We start from the raw sequence: 17,327 nt of genomic DNA, 5'->3' as shown, positions 1-17,327 counted from the left end.
CGGCCGCGGCTAGACTCGAAGCCATGCCTTCGAACTCCGCTGCAGCACACATCCAGGACCTTGGCGCGTATGTGAGCGCATCGCCGTCGAGCTTCCACGCCGTACACGAGGCCGCGCGCCGCCTCGATGCGGCAGGTTTCACGGCCCTTGATGAACTTCTGCCATGGGAGGGCGGGGCTGGCCGCTTCTACGTGATCCGGGATGGCGCCCTCATTGCTTGGGTGACGCCCGAAGGCGCAACTCCGACTACGGCGTTCAACATCCTTGGCGCCCACACGGATTCTCCGTCCTTCAAGCTCAAGCCCAAGCCGACGACAGGCAAGTTCGGCTGGCTCCAGGCCGGCGTGGAGGTCTACGGCGGCCCTTTGTTGAACTCCTGGCTGGATCGTGAGCTTCGGCTCGCGGGCCGGCTCGTGATGCTGGACGGCACCCAGCACCTCACAGCTACCGGACCGCTCCTGCGCTTCCCGCAGTTGGCCATCCACTTGGACCGGGCTGTCAATGACGGCCTCGCGCTCGACAAGCAACAGCACATGAACCCGGTATTCGGCCTCGGCGATCCCGGTTCCGCGGACGTCCTGGCAATCCTGGCGGACTCCGTGTCCGCGGCTTCCGTGGATCCGGCCCAGATCGGCGGCTACGACATCGTCGTCGCGGACACCCAGGCGCCTGAGCAGTTCGGTGCCAAGGGCGAGTTCTTCGCTTCAGGACGGCTCGACAACCTCTCTTCAACCCACGCAGGGCTTGCGGCACTCATTGCGCACGCAACCGCGGGTGCGCCGACCGCCGGCCCCATCGCCGTCCTGGCGGCCTTCGACCACGAAGAAATCGGCTCGGCCTCGCGCTCCGGGGCCTGCGGACCCATCCTCGAAGACATCCTCACCCGGATCTCTGACGGATTCGGCGCCACCGTGAGTCAATGGCGCCAGGCGTTGTCGGCGTCGTTCTGTGTTTCCGCGGATGCCGGCCACGCCGTCCACCCCAACTACCCGGAGCGGCACGATCCCGCCAACCGGCCCATCCTCAATGGCGGACCGCTCCTCAAAATCAACGCCAACCAGCGTTACGCCACGGACGCCACCGGCGCGGCCTTCTGGGCCCGGCTCTGCGGCGAGGCGGGCATCCCCTACCAGGAGTTCGTCTCCAACAACGACGTGCCGTGCGGCTCTACCATCGGTCCACTGACGGCTACCCGCCTGGGGATCCGGACGGTCGACGTCGGCGTGCCCCTTTTGTCGATGCACTCGGCACGCGAGCTATGCGGCGTTGAAGACCCGCGCCATTTGGCCACGTTGGCGGAGTTGTTCTTCCGAACAGCGATCTAGCTCAGGATGCGAGGCTCACCACGAGGTTGATCGTGGTGGCCAGAATCCCGACGCCGAAAACGTAGGCGAGCAGGCTGTGCCGCAAAGCAGCGGACCGCATTGCCCTGGTGGTGATCGACGTGTCCGAGACTTGGTAGGTCATCCCCAGACTGAATGCCATGTACGCGAAATCCGTGTATTGCGGCGGTTCTTTTTGGTTGAACTCGATGCCTTGGGGTGGATCGGACGTGTAGTACACCTCGGCATAACGCAAGGTGAAGAGGGTGTGGACCAGCAGCCACGAGGCCGCTGCACCAACGAGGGCCAGCAAGGCGAGCATGAATTTGTCGAATCCGTGCGCATCCTTGGCGCCGATCATCACCAGCACGACGGCTGCCAGGGAACCGACCGCGGCACACAGGATGAGAAGGTCGGCAGTGGAGCGCCGCGGATCCTCTTCCGTGGCGTGGCTTCTCGTCTGATCGGCCTTCATCGGGGTGATGACTGTCCACACGAAAACGTTGTAGACCACCGCTGCAACCGCCCAGCCCGCGGCGGGTGCGTAAATCCACTGACCCCAGATCCCGGTCGCCACCGCGGCAGCGATGCCGGTGAGGATCATCAGCCCGAATCGCAATCGGGAACGTTTGGCACGGGCAGACTTCGGACGTTGGTTCCTTGCTGCGGCGTTCATAGTCAGATCATGGCACGGGGGTTGGCCGGCCCCGGCGTCACGCCACGCAGACTTTTAGCGTCCGGCGTGGAACTGCGCCGGACGAAAACCGGGGGATCCCGACGTCGGACGGTCCAGAAAGTTGCGCAGCGTGACGGCTTAGCTGCCTTGCCGGCTTAGCTGACCGGCCGGGGCGCGAACATGATGACGGCGACGCCCAGGATGCAGATCACGGCGCCGATGACGTCCCAACGATCCGGGCGGAAACCGTCCATGAGCATTCCCCAAGCCAATGATCCGGCGATGAACACCCCCCCATATGCTGCGAGGACACGGCCGAAGTGTGCGTCAGGCTGGAACGCCGCCACGAACCCGTAGATGCCGAGGGCCACGATCCCAAGGCCAGCCCACCACCACGGTTTGGCTTCCCTGACTGATTGCCACACGAGCCACGCCCCGCCGATCTCGGCGACGGCCGCGAGGACAAAGAGTGCGACGGATTTGAGGATGGTCATGGGTTCAGTCTGCCTGAGGCTGGCGCGCCGGTTCCGCGGGAGTTATCCACATACCTGGGTTTTCCACATATGCGCCGCCGCTCATTCCACCTTGCCGACACGCCGAATAGGCTTAGAGGCGGGAAATGGACTAAGATATTGAAGTCTGTGCTGCGCCCTGCTTCCGCTTCTGGAAGCGGTCAGCAGCACTGTTCATCGCAAATGAACCTCCTGTTACGGAAATGCCGTAACCGCTTAGCCCAAAGGAGGTGGGTTCACATATGCGTCCTTACGAATTGATGGTAATCATCGACCCCGAGGTCGAAGAGCGTACCGTAGAGCCGTCGCTTCAGAAGTTCCTCAATGTCATCACCACCGATGGTGGAACCATCGAAAAGGTTGACATCTGGGGCCGCCGTCGCCTCGCTTACGACATCAAGAAGAAGTCCGAAGGTATCTACGCTGTGGTGAACTTCACCGCCAAGCCGGAAACCGCCAAGGAACTTGACCGCCAGCTGAGTCTCAACGAGACCATCATGCGCACCAAGATCACCCGCCCCGAAGAGCAGAAGGTCGTTGCTGAGTAATTTCAGCTCCAGGCTTTCATTCTTTACCCCGCAGGAACGAACAAGGAGGCAGTAGATGGCAGGCGAAACCACTATTACGGTCATCGGTAATCTCACCAATGACCCCGAACTGCGGTTCACACCGTCAGGCTCGGCGGTAGCGAACTTCACCATCGCTTCTACTCCCCGGACCTTCGACCGCCAGTCCAATGAGTGGAAGGACGGGGAAACCCTGTTCCTCCGCGCATCGGTATGGCGCGAAGCAGCTGAAAACGTCGCCGAATCCCTCACCAAGGGTATGCGCGTGATCGTTTCCGGCCGCCTGAAGAGCCGTTCCTACGAAACCAAGGAAGGCGAGAAGCGCACCGTTATCGAGCTCGAAGTCGATGAAATCGGCCCGAGCCTGCGTTACGCCAACGCCAAGGTCAACCGCACCCAGCGCTCCGGCGGTCAGGGTGGTCAGGGCGGCTTCGGCGGCGGCAACAACAGCGGCGGCTTCGGAGGTGGCGGCGCTGGTGCAAACCAGGGCGGCAACTCCGGCGGAACATGGGGCGGCGGCCAATCCGCACCGCAGGAAGACCCCTGGGCTACCCCGGGCGTCAGCAATGCGGGTGGATGGGGCAACGGCCCGGATTCTGAACCTCCCTTCTAAATACTCATAAAAGTTCGACGCCGGAACCCGCCGGACGTGCCGCGAGGCACCCGGGTGGCGACCGCCGTCGAGCACCACCATCCCGTGGATCCATTCCACGGGCTCCATAGAAAAGGAGCTCCACGATGGCTAAGGCTGAACTCCGTAAGCCCAAACCAAAGTCCAACCCCTTGAAGGCCGCTGACATCACTGTCATCGACTACAAGGACGTAGCATTGCTGCGCAAGTTCATCTCCGACCGCGGAAAGATCCGCGCCCGTCGCGTCACTGGCGTCACGGTGCAGGAACAGCGCAAAATCGCCCAGGCAATCAAGAACGCCCGCGAAGTTGCTCTGCTGCCTTACTCCGGCGCTGGCCGCGGCTAAGGAAGGGATTAACTAACATGGCAAAGCTCATTCTGACCCACGAAGTAACCGGTCTCGGTGCTGCTGGCGATGTTGTCGAGGTCAAGGACGGTTACGCACGTAACTTCCTGCTGCCCCGCGGCTTCGCTCTGACCTGGACCAAGGGTGGCGAGAAGCAGGTTGAGTCCATCAAGGCTGCCCGCGCTGCTCGTGCCCACGCTTCGGTTGAAGCTGCACAGGCCCAGGCTTCTGCGCTTTCTTCCAAGAAGGTCAAGCTCGTAGTGAAGGCCGGCGAGTCCGGTCGTCTCTTCGGCACCGTCAAGCCGGCTGATGTCGCTGCTGCAGTTGAGGCCGCTGGCCTCGGCTCCATCGACAAGCGCAACGTTGAACTGCCGAACCACATCAAGTCACTTGGTTCGTACCAGGCCAACGTCCGCCTGCACGAGGACGTTTCCGCTGTCATCGACCTCGAGGTCGTTGCAGCAAAATAGTCTCTGACGTAGCTTGAAGGACCCCCGTCTCTGGTTTCCGGAGGCGGGGGTCCTTTGCTTTGCGCGGTTTCGGGGCCCGCGAACTGGCAGTAGATGCCCTCTGGCGGCCTCGTGAGGGGCATTAGCTGCCAGTTCGCCTGAAGAAGACAGGGCTGGGGGCCGTGGCCGGTGGAACTTGATAGCCTGCCGGGGTGAACCTTGAAACGATGCGCATCAGGCCCTTCTCGCAAGTGGATGTCTTCACTGACGTGCCGTACCTCGGCAATCCGCTTGCCGTCGTCGTCGACGCTGAAGGGCTCAGCGCGGAGCAGATGCAGCACTTTGCAAACTGGACCAACCTGTCTGAAACCACTTTCCTGCTGCCGCCGAGTGATCCTGCGGCCGATTACCGGGTCCGGATCTTCACCGGCAGCGAGGAATTTCCTTTCGCGGGACATCCGACGCTCGGCTCGGCGCATGCTTGGCTGGCGTCCGGAGGAGTGCCTAAGCAGGAAGGGATGCTGGTGCAGGAATGCGGGGCAGGCTTGGTCAAGGTAAAGCTCGACGGCGGCCGCCTCGCCTTCGCTGCGCCTCCACTGACGCGCTTCGGGCCCATGGACAAGGCAATCATGGAACAGTTGGCCGCCGGACTCCGCCTGCCCCGAACCGCACTCTCCGATGCCTCGTGGCTGGTCAACGGCCCGCAATGGATCGGTGTGCTGCTCGAATCGGCCGAACAGGTCCTTGGCCTCGAGCCGGACCTTACGGCTTTGGGGGAGCTGAAGGTTGGTGTGATCGGTCCCCATGAACCGGGTGCCGGCGTCGATTTCGAGGTCCGGACGTTCATTCCGGGAGACGCCATAGTGGAGGACCCCGTGACTGGAAGCTTCAATGCGGGGGCCGCCCAGTGGCTGATCGGCAGCGGCCGGGCGCCGGAACAATACGTCGCCGCGCAGGGTACGGTGCTGGGCCGGGCGGGACGCATCCACGTTAAAGCGGAAGACGGCGACATCTGGGTAGGCGGGAGCTCGGTCATGTGCATCCAGGGAACCGTCCGGCTGTAGCAGGGGAATAAAACGGGCGGGGGCACAGTTTGGGAGTATAGATGCAAATGCATGTACTCTGGTTTGAAGCCATCGAACCGCCCAGCAACAGGAGATCGCCATGGAGACCCGCCGCATAACCGTCCTTTCCGCCGGACTTGGCGTACCGTCGTCGAGCAGGCTTCTGGCAGACCAGCTCGCTGCGTCGGCCAAGCGCCAGCTGGGCGATGCCGGGTACGAGGTGCGGGTGGACGTTATCGAACTCCGGGACCTGGCCGTGGATATCGCCAACAACTTCGTCACCGGCTATGCCGCACCGCGCCTCGCGGAGGTGATCGCCGGCGTCGAGGATTCTGATGGCATCATCGCCGTGACGCCCGTCTTCAGCGCCTCCTACAGCGGGCTGTTCAAGTCCTTCATCGACGTTCTGGACCCGAAGTCCCTGGACGGCAAGGCAGTTCTTCTCGGCGCCACGGGCGGCACCGACCGGCACCAAATGGTGCTCGACTACGCCATGCGTCCGCTCTTCACCTACCTTCGCACCCGGATAACCCAGACGTCCGTTTTCGCCGGGCCCCAGGATTGGGGAAACACCGACGACGGAGCGTCGCCGCTATCGGTCCGCGTGGACCGCGCGGCCGGCGAGCTGACCCGGCTCCTGAGCGGCGAGCAGCCGCACCGCAAGGCGGACGCCATGGAATCCCTGCCGTTTGAGCAACTCCTCGCGGGGATCACCGCGGGACGCTAGGCAAGCCGGGCTGAGCCGCACCTGGCGCTAGTCGTCGAGCAGCTCGATGAACTCCCGGGCCTGCTTCATGCTGATATCGGAATGCTTGGTCAAGGCCAACGCTGCGGCTTCGATGTCGCCGCTCTTGGCCAGGGTCCGGATCCGTCCGTAGATCTCGTCATTGAGCATGTTGCTGCTCACTTCACGTGTGACGTCGCCCTTGCTGACGATTGCCCGGTAACGGTACGGGAAGTGTTCCGGCTCGTCGTCGTCGGGCATGAGGTCCTGCGGGGCGGGTTCGGGCTTGCGGAAGGGCTGCGGGTGCGCTGCAAGGGCGCCGACGGCGTCCCGTGAGGCACGCAGCCCCTCCCCGGTGGCGCTGAGGTACAGCTTGATGGCCGCCATGGCCTGACCTTGGGCGATCAGGGAATACAGCTGCCGGTGTTGGTCCTCACTGAGCTTCGCGGCGGCCTCGCGGGCCAGCTCCACAGGGTCCACGGCAGCCTTGCCGGTGGCGGCATTGTCGCGAAGTTCCGCGGAGCGGCGGGAGAGCACGCGGCCGATCAGCAGCACGCCGACGACGACGGCCGCCAGGATCAAGACCGGAACGAGTAGGGATGACATGCGCTAAAGCCGATCTATGTAGTTCTTGGCGGTCAACAAGTCCGAGTGGGTTTGCTGGCGCAGGAGCTTGATCGCCTGGATTTTCTGCCCACTGCGGACCATTCCCTGCAATTGCAGGGCGAACTGTGGATTCAACTGCCCGTTGGGCAGAATGGGGCCGTTGTAGCCGGCCTGGCCGACCCCCGGGCTGGCCCCGGCTTGCGCCCTGAGCGCGGCCCGCGACTGGCTGTCCTGCTGCGACTGCTGCTGCGCGTTTTGGCTCGGCCTGGTGGACGCATCGATACGGGCCCTTGCCGCCGTCGCCGCCTGCACTTGGGCGGCCTGGTGGGCTGCCGAGCGGGCGGCCAGCTCACGTTGATAGCGCTCGGCGTCGGACAGCCCTGAGTTGCGTGGCTTGAATGCCTCCGTCAGGGCCCAAATCACAGCCACAAGGATGACAACGGGCATTGCGACCAGCAGTACATCCCCAATGGTGAAACCCATACCTTGAGCTTATGTCAGAACGCGGTTATCCACAGCACATTCCTGCTACGGCATAGTTTCTGAGAGCAGGCTGTCAAATTCCGGGAGAGATTGTGGGGAGTATCACATTTTCGGCATATTTATCCCTCCTGGGGCGCTTGAGTGAGGGGAGAGGTGCGCATTGAGCGAATCGGCCTGTGGATGATCCCCTGGAGAAAATACTTTTGATCCACATGGCCTGAAGAACGTTTCCCCAGCTCAGAGGCCATTTGCCGGAAAAAGAAATTCTCTTTCCACAGGGTCATGCACAGACTGTGCACAAGTAGGGGTGTGTATTCCACACTTTATCCACAGGCCCGGCTTGGTGCCTCGGAAAAGCAGGGCTAACGTGGCTGAGTACCTGCTTTAGGTACTTGGAAAACCCCTGTTTCTTGTGGACTACACCTCGGTGCCGTCGAAAAGCAGCGCGCCCGCGGACTTGTCTGTGGATAAGTTGTGGAAATCTCGGGGAACCAAAATTGTCGGTGCCCTACGGAACAGTTTGGACCAGCCGGCATAAACGGCGCGGTCGGAGCAACCCACACCTGGGCATTGGCCTACCGCACCGCCGGGAACAGTTATCTGCGCGGTACACAATGGAGGACGGCTTGTCAGTTACGCACTTGGATTCGATCGAGGGCGGCCGGACATCGGACGCCAGTCGCAAACCTCCCCAGGACATTCCCGCTGAGCAATCGGTTCTCGGCGGCATGATGCTGTCCAAGGACGCCATTGCCGACGTCGTGGAAATTGTCCGCGGCCATGACTTCTACCGCCCGGCCCACGAGACGATCTACGAGTCCATCATCGATCTCTACGGCCGCGGCGAACCTGCCGATGCCGTCACAGTGTCCGATGAGCTGACCAAACGCGGCGAGATCAACAGGATCGGCGGCCCTGCCTACCTGCACGAGCTCATCCAGACCGTGCCCACGGCGGCCAACGCCGGCTACTACGCCGAAATCGTGGCTGAGCGAGCCGTCCTGCGCCGACTCGTCAACGCCGGCACCAAGATCGTCCAGATGGGCTACGGCCAGGACGGCGAGGTGGAAGACCTCGTCAACCAGGCCCAGGCCGAGATCTATGCCGTGGCCGAACGCCGCACGGCGGAAGATTACGTGGCGCTCAAGGACGTCATGGAATCCACCGTTGATGAGATCGAGGCATCCGGCCACCGCGGAGAAGGCATGACGGGTGTCCCCACCGGGTTCTATGAACTCGATGAGCTCACCCACGGCCTGCACCCGGGTCAGATGATCGTCATCGCCGCGCGCCCCGCCGTCGGTAAGTCCACGTTCGCGCTTGACTTCGCCCGTTCGGCTGCCATCAAGCACAACCTCGCCACCGTGATGTTCTCCCTGGAAATGGGACGGAATGAAATCGCGATGCGCCTGCTGTCTGCGGAAGCCACCATTGGCCTCCAGGACCTCCGCAAGGGCACCATCAAGGATGAGCAGTGGTCCAAGATCGCCACCACGATGGGCCGCATGAACGATGCTCCGTTGTTCATCGATGACAGCCCCAATATGTCCCTCATGGAAATCAGGGCCAAGTGCCGTCGCCTGAAGCAGCAGCACGACCTCAAGCTGGTGATCCTCGACTACCTCCAGCTCATGAGCTCCGGCAAGAAGGTGGAATCCCGTCAGCAGGAAGTCTCCGAATTCTCGCGCGCGCTCAAGCTGTTGGCCAAGGAGCTGCAGGTTCCGGTCATCGCCCTCTCGCAGCTCAACCGTGGATCCGAACAGCGCCAGGACAAGCGGCCCATGGTCTCGGACCTCCGTGAATCCGGCTCCATCGAGCAGGACGCCGACATGGTCATCCTGCTTCACCGCGAGGATGTCTACGACAAAGAATCCCCCCGTGCCGGCGAGGCTGACATCCTCATCGCCAAGCACCGTAACGGTCCCACCAAGGACATCGTGGTTGCCTTCCAGGGGCATTACTCCCGCTTCGCCAACATGGCGGGCGAGACTGGCGGCGGTTATTGATTCCGCTCGAAGTTAGACAAACGTGAGTCAACTTTGACACTCGCCCAATCGCCGAGCTGGCGGAATGGAGATCGCCTCGTGGCCACGCCGAATGGCCGCCCCGACTCTGGGCTCAAATTAGGCGTTGGTGTCGAGAGAGATCCGCCGGGTCCGAGGTGCGGACTCAGGATTGCGAGGACAAGGTAGCGAAGTCGGGAGATTAATGAGCTTGGAATATTGGTCGCCGTGAGACAACCGAAATTGTGTGGCGGGCGAACGGCTGACGCGAGGCGCTCCTTGCTTGTGGTCTTCATTGAGCCCGATGAAATGCTGAGCAGGCGCGTCCGTGCGGGCGCCATCGAGACGCGACCAAAGGGGTAGAAGTGAGACGTAGTTCTAAGAGGAAGGGCAGAAGGCATGGTCGGACGAACCGCTGAAGACCTCCTACGCCCCCTTAACGCGGCTGAGCTCGATCTCCTCGACACAATCTGGGCTCAGATGTACTACGCGCTCCGGTCCGATGGCCCCAGAGACGGGCCGGAATCGGTCTGGCCTCGTTGGGAGAGCGTCAGCCACTTCTTCTGGAAGCAGCATCAGGACCTCGATCCCTCCCAAGTGCTGGCGGACTTGCCCTCCGTGCCCCGAGCCCACAACTCTGTGGGACAGTCCTACGGGCTCGTGTGGCGATCGGAATTCTCGACCCCGCAGCCCACACCGAAAGGGTACGTTGGCCTTACGATTGCTGGCCTCCATCAGCTTGCTCTGAGCGGGCGACTGGCTCACGTGCTGCCAGATTCCCTCGTCGGGGCGATCAGCGGCATGTCACAGCGGAGCATCACTGAAGCGGACCGAGGACGGTACTCAACCGTCATCCCAATGGAGAGCTGCGTCGGCTACCTCATCGACGAGCTTTCGGATCGTCCGTATCCCATGCCTTTGGCTGCCCTCGCAGCTCTCTTAATGAAGGAATACGTAACGCTGTACGTGGTAGAAAGCAGCAATGAGTGGCAGGTGACCCTCCGCGTCGAGAACCTTCGAGCGTACCGGAACATGACCACCGCGTCCGAGTACATAAATCACCTCAACGTCAACCAACCGGCGCAGCGAAACGAGACCGGAATCACTGAGACAGCAACGGCCAATGTAGCAGCAGACACAGGAGGTTCAGTCGTCATGAGCGAGGAACGAACGCCCGATCAGCGCAAGGTTTTTGTCATCCACGGACGAAACGAACAGGCTCGGGTAAATCTTTTCGCCTTTCTCCGATCTATCGGACTCGAGCCCATCGAGTGGTCCACGGCGCTGGCAATGACCGGGACGGGGACGCCCTACATCGGGGATGTGCTCGATGCTGCCTTCAACGCCGCGCAAGCAGTTGTCGTCCTACAGACACCTGACGACATCGCCCATCTTCATGAGTCCCTTGCAGACTCGGGCGATCCGGAATGCACGCCCCAGATGCAGCCACGGCCAAACGTACTCTACGAGGCCGGGATGGCCATGGGGCGAAACCCTGAACGCACGATCATCGTCGAACTGGGCCAGATCAAAGTCTTCAGCGACATCCACGGCCGTCATGTTGTTCGCCTCAACAACTCAACGCAGAGGAGGCAGGACCTCGCAGGGCGACTCAAAACCGCAGGCTGCTCCGTCAACCTAGACGGGACCGACTGGCACAGTTCGGGTGACCTCACCCCGCCCGCTCCTCCAGGCGGAGGACTGCCGATTGGGCGGCGGTTGCCGTCATCGACCAAGAGGGGTCTGCCAACGGTGACGGCTCGCCTAAACGAGCGAGGCGGAAACCAGTTGAGCCACATAGTGGTCACCAACCACGGGCCTGGCGACATATACGAGCTCGACGCTACCCCAGTGGACGGCGAAGAAACCCGCATCTATCGTGACGCAGACCAAATTCCTGTGCCCGTGCTGCCAGAAGGCAAGTCTGTGGTCGTTCTCAAACGATTCGGAGCTACGTTCGGATCTGTGCCCAGCTCGTATTTCAATATCAGGATCACTGGAAAGACTGCCGACGGGACACCGATCGACAAGACCGAATTCGTGAGCGGAACCTGAAATGAACCTCCCGCTCGAGTTGCCAGTGGACAACGATGGCTTCCTCCGCCGCGAATGCCCCAGATGCCACAAGCCCTTCAAATGGCATGCCGGCCCCGCGAACGAGGAAGCAGAGGGTCATTCACCTCCGCCAGCCTTCTATTGCCCCACGTGTGGGAAACCCGCTGGCCCGGGGGAATGGATGACCCAGGAACAGCAGGAATATGCGCGCAATCTCGCCATCTCTGTCTTAATGCAGGAGCTTGATAACGAGTTGGGGGATGCATTCAATGGACTCAAGAGCCAATACTTAAGAGTCGAGAAGACAGGAAGCCTCGACACCCCCGACGTTCCGATGCCCTTGTCGGAGCCCGACGACATGGCGATCATCGCTTCCCCGTGCCATTCCTATGAGCCTGTCAAAGTTCTAGACGACGCCAAAAGCCCGTTCTACTGTCTTGTGTGCGGCGCCGCCTTTGCTGTTTAGCTGTTCGGTGCTCGTTCACCGAAGACCGCGACCGGGGGCAGCAGGGAGCGAAGCCACTAACCAGAATTGATCTCAACCAGTCATTCAGGGTGTTCGACGTCGGTCTAGCCGATGAATTCGGGCGCCGCCCACTCGGTTCCTATCCCGAGGCTTATATGGGTGCTTCGCGACAGCAACTGTCAGCCGGCAGAAACGATGTCAACGACGCCGATCTATACGCCACCCTGGTTCCACAAAGCGACCCGCGGCTCGACGGAATGGTGTTCGCGTTAGGTGTGCGCAAGGGTGGAACGAACGTTGTCCTGCTCTTCGGCGCCCTGAGGTGATACCAGCAGCAGGGCCGGCAGTCAACCCGCGCTTTTCTCGCTTCCAGCGAGAAATCGAGCGTGGCAACCAGGGGCCGGTCTTCGTCGTCGACCCGAAGACCGTGCGGCGGTATCGAGTGAAGCGCGGATTGACCGTCGAGCGTAGTAAGACTTGGAGTCCCGGCTCGGTCAAGAGAACCAGCGCAGGTGTCTGCACCGTGTCTTGACATGCTGGCAGACGTCTATGTCATTGTTACTGCGAGTCAGGGCAGGCTGTCGTCGCGGCCGTCGTTCGACAAAATACGACAGTTGAGAGCCCGGGCCGGTCACGCTCCGTCGGTGTTCTCCTGGCTGTCGATGGAAGGGTCCGGGTGGCTGAATGCCTTGCGAGCCTCATCGGCCAGCCAATCGAAGTCGTCCCAGTAGCTTCGGGCTAGCGTATCGGCCATGCTGCCTCGGAAGCCTTTAATCATGGGGCTACACACCTCATGACAACGAATGATGCTGGGCCCCATAGTTCTGGATGATAGGACCGGGTTCCACGACTCCGCTGCGCAGGAGCGTCCCCACCAGATCATAGGAGGCCGCCGCATTTGAGGCGGTAGCTCGTTGCTCGTCTGTCCATGCTGAGACGGGTAGGTCTCTCAAGACCGTGAGAACCTCCCTCCTTGAATCACGGATATCAGGGCGTTGGAGGTAATCCAGGACAGTGAGGAGCGATTGGGCGCCTGATGCTGACTGTGCTACGCGCACCTGCTGTCGGGTGAACAGGGCGCTCAGGGCCGCCGCCAGAAACGCAAGAACTGAGACCACAAGCGCTACTTCGTTCATGCCTCAATGTTCGCAGAGGGTCGCGGGGTTTTGGTTAGTTCGTCCTTACGGTGACTGGGTGTTTTAGGGGACCGGCCTTCTGACAGGTTAGAAGCAGCTGCGTCCACACATCACGGAAATATCCTCGACGTCGATGGTCTTCGCGAGGTCCTTCTGTTCGGTGGGCGGCCAGTTGTCGATCGAAAACCACTCGCCCATTCGCTTGCCGCTGTTGTCGCTGCGCTTGGTCACCGAGCCGTAGACAGCCAAATCCCCGACGGCGGAGACACTCCGGGTATACCCGTTGGCGTGCCAGCGGATGACGTCGATGAAGACTACACCGCCCGCATGAATCGAAGGTACGACGATTTCGTGGCCAGGCTCAAGGCCGCAGGAGCCTGGGGTGCCGGAATCGCGGACTGGCCGGCGGATTTGAGGGCCGAAGTCGCTGGCCGATCTGGCAAAGACAATGCTGGCCGATCTGGCAAAGAAAGGCCTGCGGCGAAGATCCCCGCCCTTACGGAGGCGCTGACGGGCAGCTCGAGGCGGCCCGTGCAGTCCTCGACGGGAATCCTTTCATGGAGAGGACTTCGGGAGAGATACGGGGCCGCTTCGTTAGTTGACAGTCTGGCCTTCCTCTGCGAAGGCTAATGGGGGTGGCCGAGAGATGCGTCAGCGCTCGGCCGATTTTGTCACGGGTCAGCTTGCGCCTTTTCGTTGGGCCACCCTTTTCATCAAGACACAGCGTCGTGAAGGCTGTGTAATGACACTTTGGTGACGGTGATCGGCCGTACGAGATTCCGGCTTATAGACACTTCTGCTTCCTCCTGTACCCAGCCCGTGCAAACTTCGTATGGCCATGGCGCCCCGGTAGCCCTGAGGAACGCCGAACTGTACGTAGGCATCATGTATCCATGACAGACTCCCGTAAAAAAAATTGCTGGGTATTTTCGAAAATTTGTTGACGTAACGAATATTTGGGTGCGAGCATCTATAGACGGGTCCGCGGGGGCCACGTACTCAACGAGGAGTGGAGGGTCGAGTGAACCAAGAAGTTTCGTCCAGGAACTCCCTGCCCTGTTGCCGTCGCACTTCGCGGATCTGCTTGTCGTACGCGGCAGGGCGGGTTGCAACCGCGGGGCATGCGTCGTGCCCACGGGAAATCTCACGGAAAGGCTGCTGATCATGGCGCTCCACAGACTGGCTTCGGTGACCATGGGGGTTCCGAATGTCACTGAAACTGAGGCGTATTATGAGGACTTTGGACTCGCCCCACTAGGGGAGGGGCGATTTGCCACCACCGACGGTGGGGAACAGCTAAGAATCGTCCACGCTCCGACTAGGCGTCTAGTCGAACTCTCCGTAGCTGCCGATCACCAAGATGACCTCGCAAGAATCGCCCGGAATCTGAGCGCGCTGGGACTGCCGGTAGAGCAGACCTATGACTCGATCTCGGTAGTCGAGCCCGTCGCGCACATCCGTGTCTCGGTGAGGCTTGCCCCCAGAGTGGCGCAGAAACCGACACCTGCCACGCCTTACAACGGACCTGGACGATACGAGAGGACTAGCAGGGCGCCGGGCATCTTGCGCGAGGACCGGGTACGGCCCCGAAAGCTCGGACACGTTGTTATCGGATCAGTGAATCTGGAGGCAACTCTCAGGTTCTTCATCGAAGGCGTCGGGTTCAAGGTCAGTGATCAAATCAAAAACGAGGGCAGCTTCCTCCGTTGTTCAATAGACCACCACAACGTCCTCGTCTTGAATTCCCCCGTCAACTACCTGCACCACACGTCATGGCAGGTAAATGACATCGATGATGTCGGACGCGGTGCTTTCTCGATGCTCGAAGACAACCCGGAGCGTCATATCTGGGGCCTTGGCCGGCACTATGCGGGATCAAATTTCTTCTGGTACCTCAAGGATCCGGCTGGCAATTTCTCCGAGTACTACTCGGATATGGACTGCATTCCCGAAGACGAAATCTGGAAGCCAGAAGTCCTCGAAGGCGCGAAGGGACTATTCAGCTGGGGACCGCCCCCGCCTCCGTCCTTCCTGAAACCCGAAGATCTTGCGGCTCTCATGACCGGTGTGCACGGGCCGAAATAGGGGCTGACCGACCTTGTATTCAACCCATAAGCCCTAAATCTCAGGGCTCGTAGCTCCAGTCGACGAAAGGTGGCCGAAGGAAAGCCGATGGTATTGCACGATAGCGAGATTGGCTTCGCACCAACGAGCGACGTGTGCGGGGTCGGCGGGCTGACCAGGGACTCATCGGTTGGCGACGTGTTCTTAGACTGGTCCGAGGTGCCCATCGGGTTGCTTGTTCTCTTGACGGGCAAATGTCTTCCCTCCCTGTCCGGGCACGTGGAGGCCAAAATGGAAGACGGATCGGCCGTCTGGGTCAGGGACGCCTCCTGGGCCCGACGCTGTGTTCACAGGGATGACGGGTATGAAATCCGGGGGATTTATCACTGGTATGGGCTTCACAAACGGAAGTAGCCAAAAACTCGCGAACAAACTCAGTTGGCGACCACGAAGTTGGGCGGTGCTTGCCCACGCAGCCGTGGTCGGAAGCATCCGGGAAGGAAACCAGTCGGTCGACGCAGGGTGTAGACCTATTAAAAATCTGTCACTCGGCATTTCGAATATTATGCCAACCTTCGATTCTGATAGCATTTAGCCATGGTGGTTCGATCTAAGACCCGACAAGAGCGTGCGTACAACGAACTTCGTGGGGACATACTCGCGGGGAGATTGAAGCCCGGGGAGAAGCTCCCATTCGCGGAACTCTGCGCTAACTATTCCGTGAGTGTGGGCGTCATCAGGGAATCTCTCACCCGCTTGGCGGAACAGGGGCTCGTCCTGGTCGAACCGCAGCAGGGATTCAGAGTCATCCCTATATCGAAGAGCGACCTCATGCACTTAACGGAGGTCCGGCGGGAAATAGAAACCCTCACTCTTCGCCACGCCATGAAAGAGGGCGGATACGGCTGGGAGTCGGAGGTTCTGGCCGCCCATCACCGGCTCGGAAAGCAGGCGCGGCTTGATCCCGCAGATCCGGACAGGCTGAACGACGACTGGGTCGAGGCGCATGCTGAGTTCCATGACATGCTCCTGAGCGGCTGCGCCAATCCTAGGCTTCTGTCCATAGCCAAACAACTGCGCGATTCGGCCGAGCTGTATAGAAGATGGTCGGTTCCGCTGGGGCATAGTCCGGAGAGGGATATCGACGGCGAACACCAGGCGCTACTGGATGCGGTCCTGGCTGGAGATGTGGAGCGGGCCGTGGAGGTTCTCGATCATCATATTTCGCTTACTACAGAGCTTTTACTAGCTTCCCATGACGTGGAATTCTCTGATTTATGACCATGGGTTGTGGTCTGATCCCAGCACTGGAGCTGGGTTCATGGTCCTCGTCATAGGTGTGTAGGTAAAAAGATGGTGGTGCCGCAGGTTAGATGTCGCCACCAATCGCCAGGCGGGGTCCTGTTCTCAAGTCCCCGAAATCCAAGGGCGAGAAGGCCCTTAGCGTCAGAAATCGGCGGCGCCGCTGCAGCGGATGGAGCACCTGATAATGCTTCTAGATGTGGTGATGCTGGTGGAACTACGGTGTCTCGGCCGAAGAATTCCAAAATCGGGGACATCCTTGGCCGAATGGCCGAATGGCAGAGATGCTCCCCATGGTGAAGTATTTCAGCTGCGTTTCAGTTCCGAGGCTCAGGCCGCCGGGAGCGGATTGTGCGCTAATCGTGGGCGTGAAGGATGAATCCGCGCTGGCTGAGTACCTGGCCCACCCACTGCACGTCGCCACGCTCAAAACCTGGGCCGGCGTAATGGTCCGGGAGCGGCCTGCTATCCAGTTTATTGCTGCCGTCCCCGGGTTGGACGGCGAATAACTGACAAGACGAGCCACCGCCAGGATTTCGTCCCCTCAGCATGCCTCCTTGTTCGCGCCGACAGAGCTCCTGCCCGACTCGATGCGCCAGCGCGAGCGTGGGACGCTGTGGCATCAGGAAGAAGTGGCTGTGATCGTGCCGGGTGTCGGTGACTCCCGGTGAGGTGGATGAATACCGTGCCGGGGTCGCCCTGCCGGGGCCATCTCAACGTGTCACAGTCACCCGTGGGCAAGGCTGTTCGTGCCGTTGTGTTCAGGGTTGACTCTGTCCAGACGGTCACCGAGTCTCCTCGGACATGCCGCCATGCCGCAGCTCTTCACCGTCTACCTCTAGTGATTGGGCTACCACGGCTGTGAGGTCTCGATGTTCCTACATTGAGGAGCGTCGCGCTTTTTGGCCATATTTTCGAAAA

At 60.9% G+C, this 17,327-nt stretch carries 20 protein-coding genes; 13 read left to right on the top strand and 7 right to left on the bottom strand.

Translation table 11 applies throughout. From position 1 onward, the window contains the following. Window positions 1-23 precede the first annotated feature (23 nt). Entirely contained in the window at window positions 24-1,325 is a 1,302-nt protein-coding gene (locus AC4CS3_RS06065) for a M18 family aminopeptidase (RefSeq protein ID WP_490782648.1), read from the top strand. Between the two features lies 1 nt (window position 1,326). Here the strand turns inward: AC4CS3_RS06065 and AC4CS3_RS06060 are convergent, their stop codons facing one another. Both AC4CS3_RS06060 and AC4CS3_RS06055 read right to left on the bottom strand, forming a co-directional pair. Next, window positions 1,327-1,998, bottom strand: coding sequence for a DUF1345 domain-containing protein (locus AC4CS3_RS06060; protein WP_490782647.1), 672 nt, complete (start codon window positions 1,996-1,998; stop codon window positions 1,327-1,329). 155 nt (window positions 1,999-2,153) lie between these two features. Further along, on the bottom strand, window positions 2,154-2,492 hold the full coding sequence (locus AC4CS3_RS06055) for a YnfA family protein (RefSeq protein WP_490782646.1): 339 nt from the start codon (window positions 2,490-2,492) through the stop codon (window positions 2,154-2,156). A 260-nt stretch (window positions 2,493-2,752) separates the two neighbouring features. Between AC4CS3_RS06055 and rpsF the strand changes: the two genes are divergently transcribed. The 6 genes from rpsF (at window position 2,753) to AC4CS3_RS06025 (ending at window position 6,294) form a co-directional block, all read left to right on the top strand. After that, window positions 2,753-3,058, top strand: a complete 306-nt coding sequence (gene rpsF / locus AC4CS3_RS06050) for a 30S ribosomal protein S6 (protein WP_028267876.1) — start codon at window positions 2,753-2,755, stop codon at window positions 3,056-3,058. A 55-nt stretch (window positions 3,059-3,113) separates the two neighbouring features. Beyond that, window positions 3,114-3,689, top strand: coding sequence for a single-stranded DNA-binding protein (locus AC4CS3_RS06045; protein ID WP_078107100.1), 576 nt, complete (start codon window positions 3,114-3,116; stop codon window positions 3,687-3,689). Between the two features lie 125 nt (window positions 3,690-3,814). Further along, on the top strand, window positions 3,815-4,054 hold the full coding sequence (gene rpsR / locus AC4CS3_RS06040; RefSeq protein ID WP_003800144.1) for a 30S ribosomal protein S18: 240 nt from the start codon (window positions 3,815-3,817) through the stop codon (window positions 4,052-4,054). A gap of 17 nt (window positions 4,055-4,071) precedes the next feature. Then, window positions 4,072-4,524: a 50S ribosomal protein L9 gene (gene rplI, locus AC4CS3_RS06035; protein WP_236813849.1), complete on the top strand. Its 453-nt coding sequence runs from the start codon at window positions 4,072-4,074 to the stop codon at window positions 4,522-4,524. A gap of 206 nt (window positions 4,525-4,730) precedes the next feature. Then, entirely contained in the window at window positions 4,731-5,567 is an 837-nt protein-coding gene (locus AC4CS3_RS06030; protein WP_490782758.1) for a PhzF family phenazine biosynthesis protein, read from the top strand. Between the two features lie 100 nt (window positions 5,568-5,667). Then, on the top strand, window positions 5,668-6,294 hold the full coding sequence (locus tag AC4CS3_RS06025; RefSeq protein WP_490782645.1) for an FMN reductase: 627 nt from the start codon (window positions 5,668-5,670) through the stop codon (window positions 6,292-6,294). 27 nt (window positions 6,295-6,321) lie between these two features. Here the strand turns inward: AC4CS3_RS06025 and AC4CS3_RS06020 are convergent, their stop codons facing one another. Further along, complete coding sequence (locus tag AC4CS3_RS06020; RefSeq protein WP_490782644.1) at window positions 6,322-6,897, bottom strand: hypothetical protein; 576 nt, start codon at window positions 6,895-6,897, stop codon at window positions 6,322-6,324. A 3-nt stretch (window positions 6,898-6,900) separates the two neighbouring features. Then, the gene (locus AC4CS3_RS06015; RefSeq protein WP_441412353.1) at window positions 6,901-7,380 is read right to left on the bottom strand and encodes a hypothetical protein; all 480 of its coding nucleotides are present in this window, start codon (window positions 7,378-7,380) and stop codon (window positions 6,901-6,903) included. A gap of 626 nt (window positions 7,381-8,006) precedes the next feature. On the opposite strand from AC4CS3_RS06015, the gene dnaB reads away from it, so the two are divergent. The 3 genes from dnaB (at window position 8,007) to AC4CS3_RS06000 (ending at window position 11,904) form a co-directional block, all read left to right on the top strand. Continuing rightward, window positions 8,007-9,386, top strand: a complete 1,380-nt coding sequence (dnaB, locus tag AC4CS3_RS06010) for a replicative DNA helicase (RefSeq protein ID WP_490782643.1) — start codon at window positions 8,007-8,009, stop codon at window positions 9,384-9,386. 855 nt (window positions 9,387-10,241) lie between these two features. Continuing rightward, window positions 10,242-11,438 (top strand): TIR domain-containing protein, encoded by a 1,197-nt coding sequence (locus tag AC4CS3_RS06005; protein WP_490782642.1) that lies wholly within the window; start codon window positions 10,242-10,244, stop codon window positions 11,436-11,438. Between the two features lie 181 nt (window positions 11,439-11,619). Then, window positions 11,620-11,904: a hypothetical protein gene (locus AC4CS3_RS06000; protein WP_490782641.1), complete on the top strand. Its 285-nt coding sequence runs from the start codon at window positions 11,620-11,622 to the stop codon at window positions 11,902-11,904. 631 nt (window positions 11,905-12,535) lie between these two features. Here the strand turns inward: AC4CS3_RS06000 and AC4CS3_RS05995 are convergent. The 3 genes from AC4CS3_RS05995 to AC4CS3_RS05985 form a co-directional block, all read right to left on the bottom strand. Further along, on the bottom strand, window positions 12,536-12,658 hold the full coding sequence (locus AC4CS3_RS05995; RefSeq protein WP_490782640.1) for a hypothetical protein: 123 nt from the start codon (window positions 12,656-12,658) through the stop codon (window positions 12,536-12,538). Between the two features lie 37 nt (window positions 12,659-12,695). Then, window positions 12,696-13,040 carry a hypothetical protein gene (locus tag AC4CS3_RS05990; RefSeq protein ID WP_490782639.1) on the bottom strand — a complete coding sequence of 115 codons (345 nt, stop codon included), beginning with the start codon at window positions 13,038-13,040 and terminating at the stop codon, window positions 12,696-12,698. A gap of 87 nt (window positions 13,041-13,127) precedes the next feature. After that, window positions 13,128-13,271, bottom strand: coding sequence for a hypothetical protein (locus tag AC4CS3_RS05985; RefSeq protein WP_490782638.1), 144 nt, complete (start codon window positions 13,269-13,271; stop codon window positions 13,128-13,130). A 933-nt stretch (window positions 13,272-14,204) separates the two neighbouring features. Here AC4CS3_RS05985 and AC4CS3_RS05980 point away from each other — a divergent pair. The 3 genes from AC4CS3_RS05980 to AC4CS3_RS05970 all read left to right on the top strand — a co-directional run bounded on the left by AC4CS3_RS05980 (window position 14,205) and on the right by AC4CS3_RS05970 (window position 16,915). Continuing rightward, window positions 14,205-15,125: a VOC family protein gene (locus tag AC4CS3_RS05980; protein WP_490782637.1), complete on the top strand. Its 921-nt coding sequence runs from the start codon at window positions 14,205-14,207 to the stop codon at window positions 15,123-15,125. Between the two features lie 576 nt (window positions 15,126-15,701). Then, on the top strand, window positions 15,702-16,385 hold the full coding sequence (locus AC4CS3_RS05975; protein ID WP_490782636.1) for a GntR family transcriptional regulator: 684 nt from the start codon (window positions 15,702-15,704) through the stop codon (window positions 16,383-16,385). Window positions 16,386-16,681: 296 nt separating this feature from the next. Then, a complete protein-coding gene (locus AC4CS3_RS05970; RefSeq protein WP_490782635.1) occupies window positions 16,682-16,915 on the top strand; it encodes an antibiotic biosynthesis monooxygenase family protein in 234 nt (77 codons plus the stop codon). Window positions 16,916-17,327: the final 412 nt, after the last annotated feature.

It is taken from the genome of Arthrobacter sp. SE2 (assembly GCF_058244265.1).
This window is presented reverse-complemented; position numbering and strand designations above follow the sequence as displayed.

Bases quoted from the DNA above. Each gene is read 5' to 3' on its own strand.
- AC4CS3_RS05975 (WP_490782636.1), top strand. From the start codon at position 15,702: ATGGTGGTTCGATCTAAGACCCGACAAGAGCGTGCGTACAACGAACTT.
- rpsR (WP_003800144.1), top strand. From the start codon at position 3,815: ATGGCTAAGGCTGAACTCCGTAAGCCCAAACCAAAGTCCAACCCCTTG.
- rpsF (WP_028267876.1), top strand. From the start codon at position 2,753: ATGCGTCCTTACGAATTGATGGTAATCATCGACCCCGAGGTCGAAGAG.
- AC4CS3_RS06060 (WP_490782647.1), bottom strand. From the start codon at position 1,998: ATGAACGCCGCAGCAAGGAACCAACGTCCGAAGTCTGCCCGTGCCAAA.
- AC4CS3_RS06025 (WP_490782645.1), top strand. From the start codon at position 5,668: ATGGAGACCCGCCGCATAACCGTCCTTTCCGCCGGACTTGGCGTACCG.
- AC4CS3_RS06015 (WP_441412353.1), bottom strand. From the start codon at position 7,380: ATGGGTTTCACCATTGGGGATGTACTGCTGGTCGCAATGCCCGTTGTC.
- AC4CS3_RS06045 (WP_078107100.1), top strand. From the start codon at position 3,114: ATGGCAGGCGAAACCACTATTACGGTCATCGGTAATCTCACCAATGAC.
- AC4CS3_RS06005 (WP_490782642.1), top strand. From the start codon at position 10,242: ATGGAGAGCTGCGTCGGCTACCTCATCGACGAGCTTTCGGATCGTCCG.
- AC4CS3_RS05970 (WP_490782635.1), top strand. From the start codon at position 16,682: ATGGCAGAGATGCTCCCCATGGTGAAGTATTTCAGCTGCGTTTCAGTT.
- AC4CS3_RS05995 (WP_490782640.1), bottom strand. From the start codon at position 12,658: ATGGCCGATACGCTAGCCCGAAGCTACTGGGACGACTTCGATTGGCTG.
- AC4CS3_RS06020 (WP_490782644.1), bottom strand. From the start codon at position 6,897: ATGTCATCCCTACTCGTTCCGGTCTTGATCCTGGCGGCCGTCGTCGTC.
- AC4CS3_RS06055 (WP_490782646.1), bottom strand. From the start codon at position 2,492: ATGACCATCCTCAAATCCGTCGCACTCTTTGTCCTCGCGGCCGTCGCC.
- AC4CS3_RS05990 (WP_490782639.1), bottom strand. From the start codon at position 13,040: ATGAACGAAGTAGCGCTTGTGGTCTCAGTTCTTGCGTTTCTGGCGGCG.
- AC4CS3_RS06030 (WP_490782758.1), top strand. From the start codon at position 4,731: ATGCGCATCAGGCCCTTCTCGCAAGTGGATGTCTTCACTGACGTGCCG.
- AC4CS3_RS05980 (WP_490782637.1), top strand. From the start codon at position 14,205: ATGGCGCTCCACAGACTGGCTTCGGTGACCATGGGGGTTCCGAATGTC.
- AC4CS3_RS06065 (WP_490782648.1), top strand. From the start codon at position 24: ATGCCTTCGAACTCCGCTGCAGCACACATCCAGGACCTTGGCGCGTAT.
- rplI (WP_236813849.1), top strand. From the start codon at position 4,072: ATGGCAAAGCTCATTCTGACCCACGAAGTAACCGGTCTCGGTGCTGCT.
- AC4CS3_RS06000 (WP_490782641.1), top strand. From the start codon at position 11,620: ATGACCCAGGAACAGCAGGAATATGCGCGCAATCTCGCCATCTCTGTC.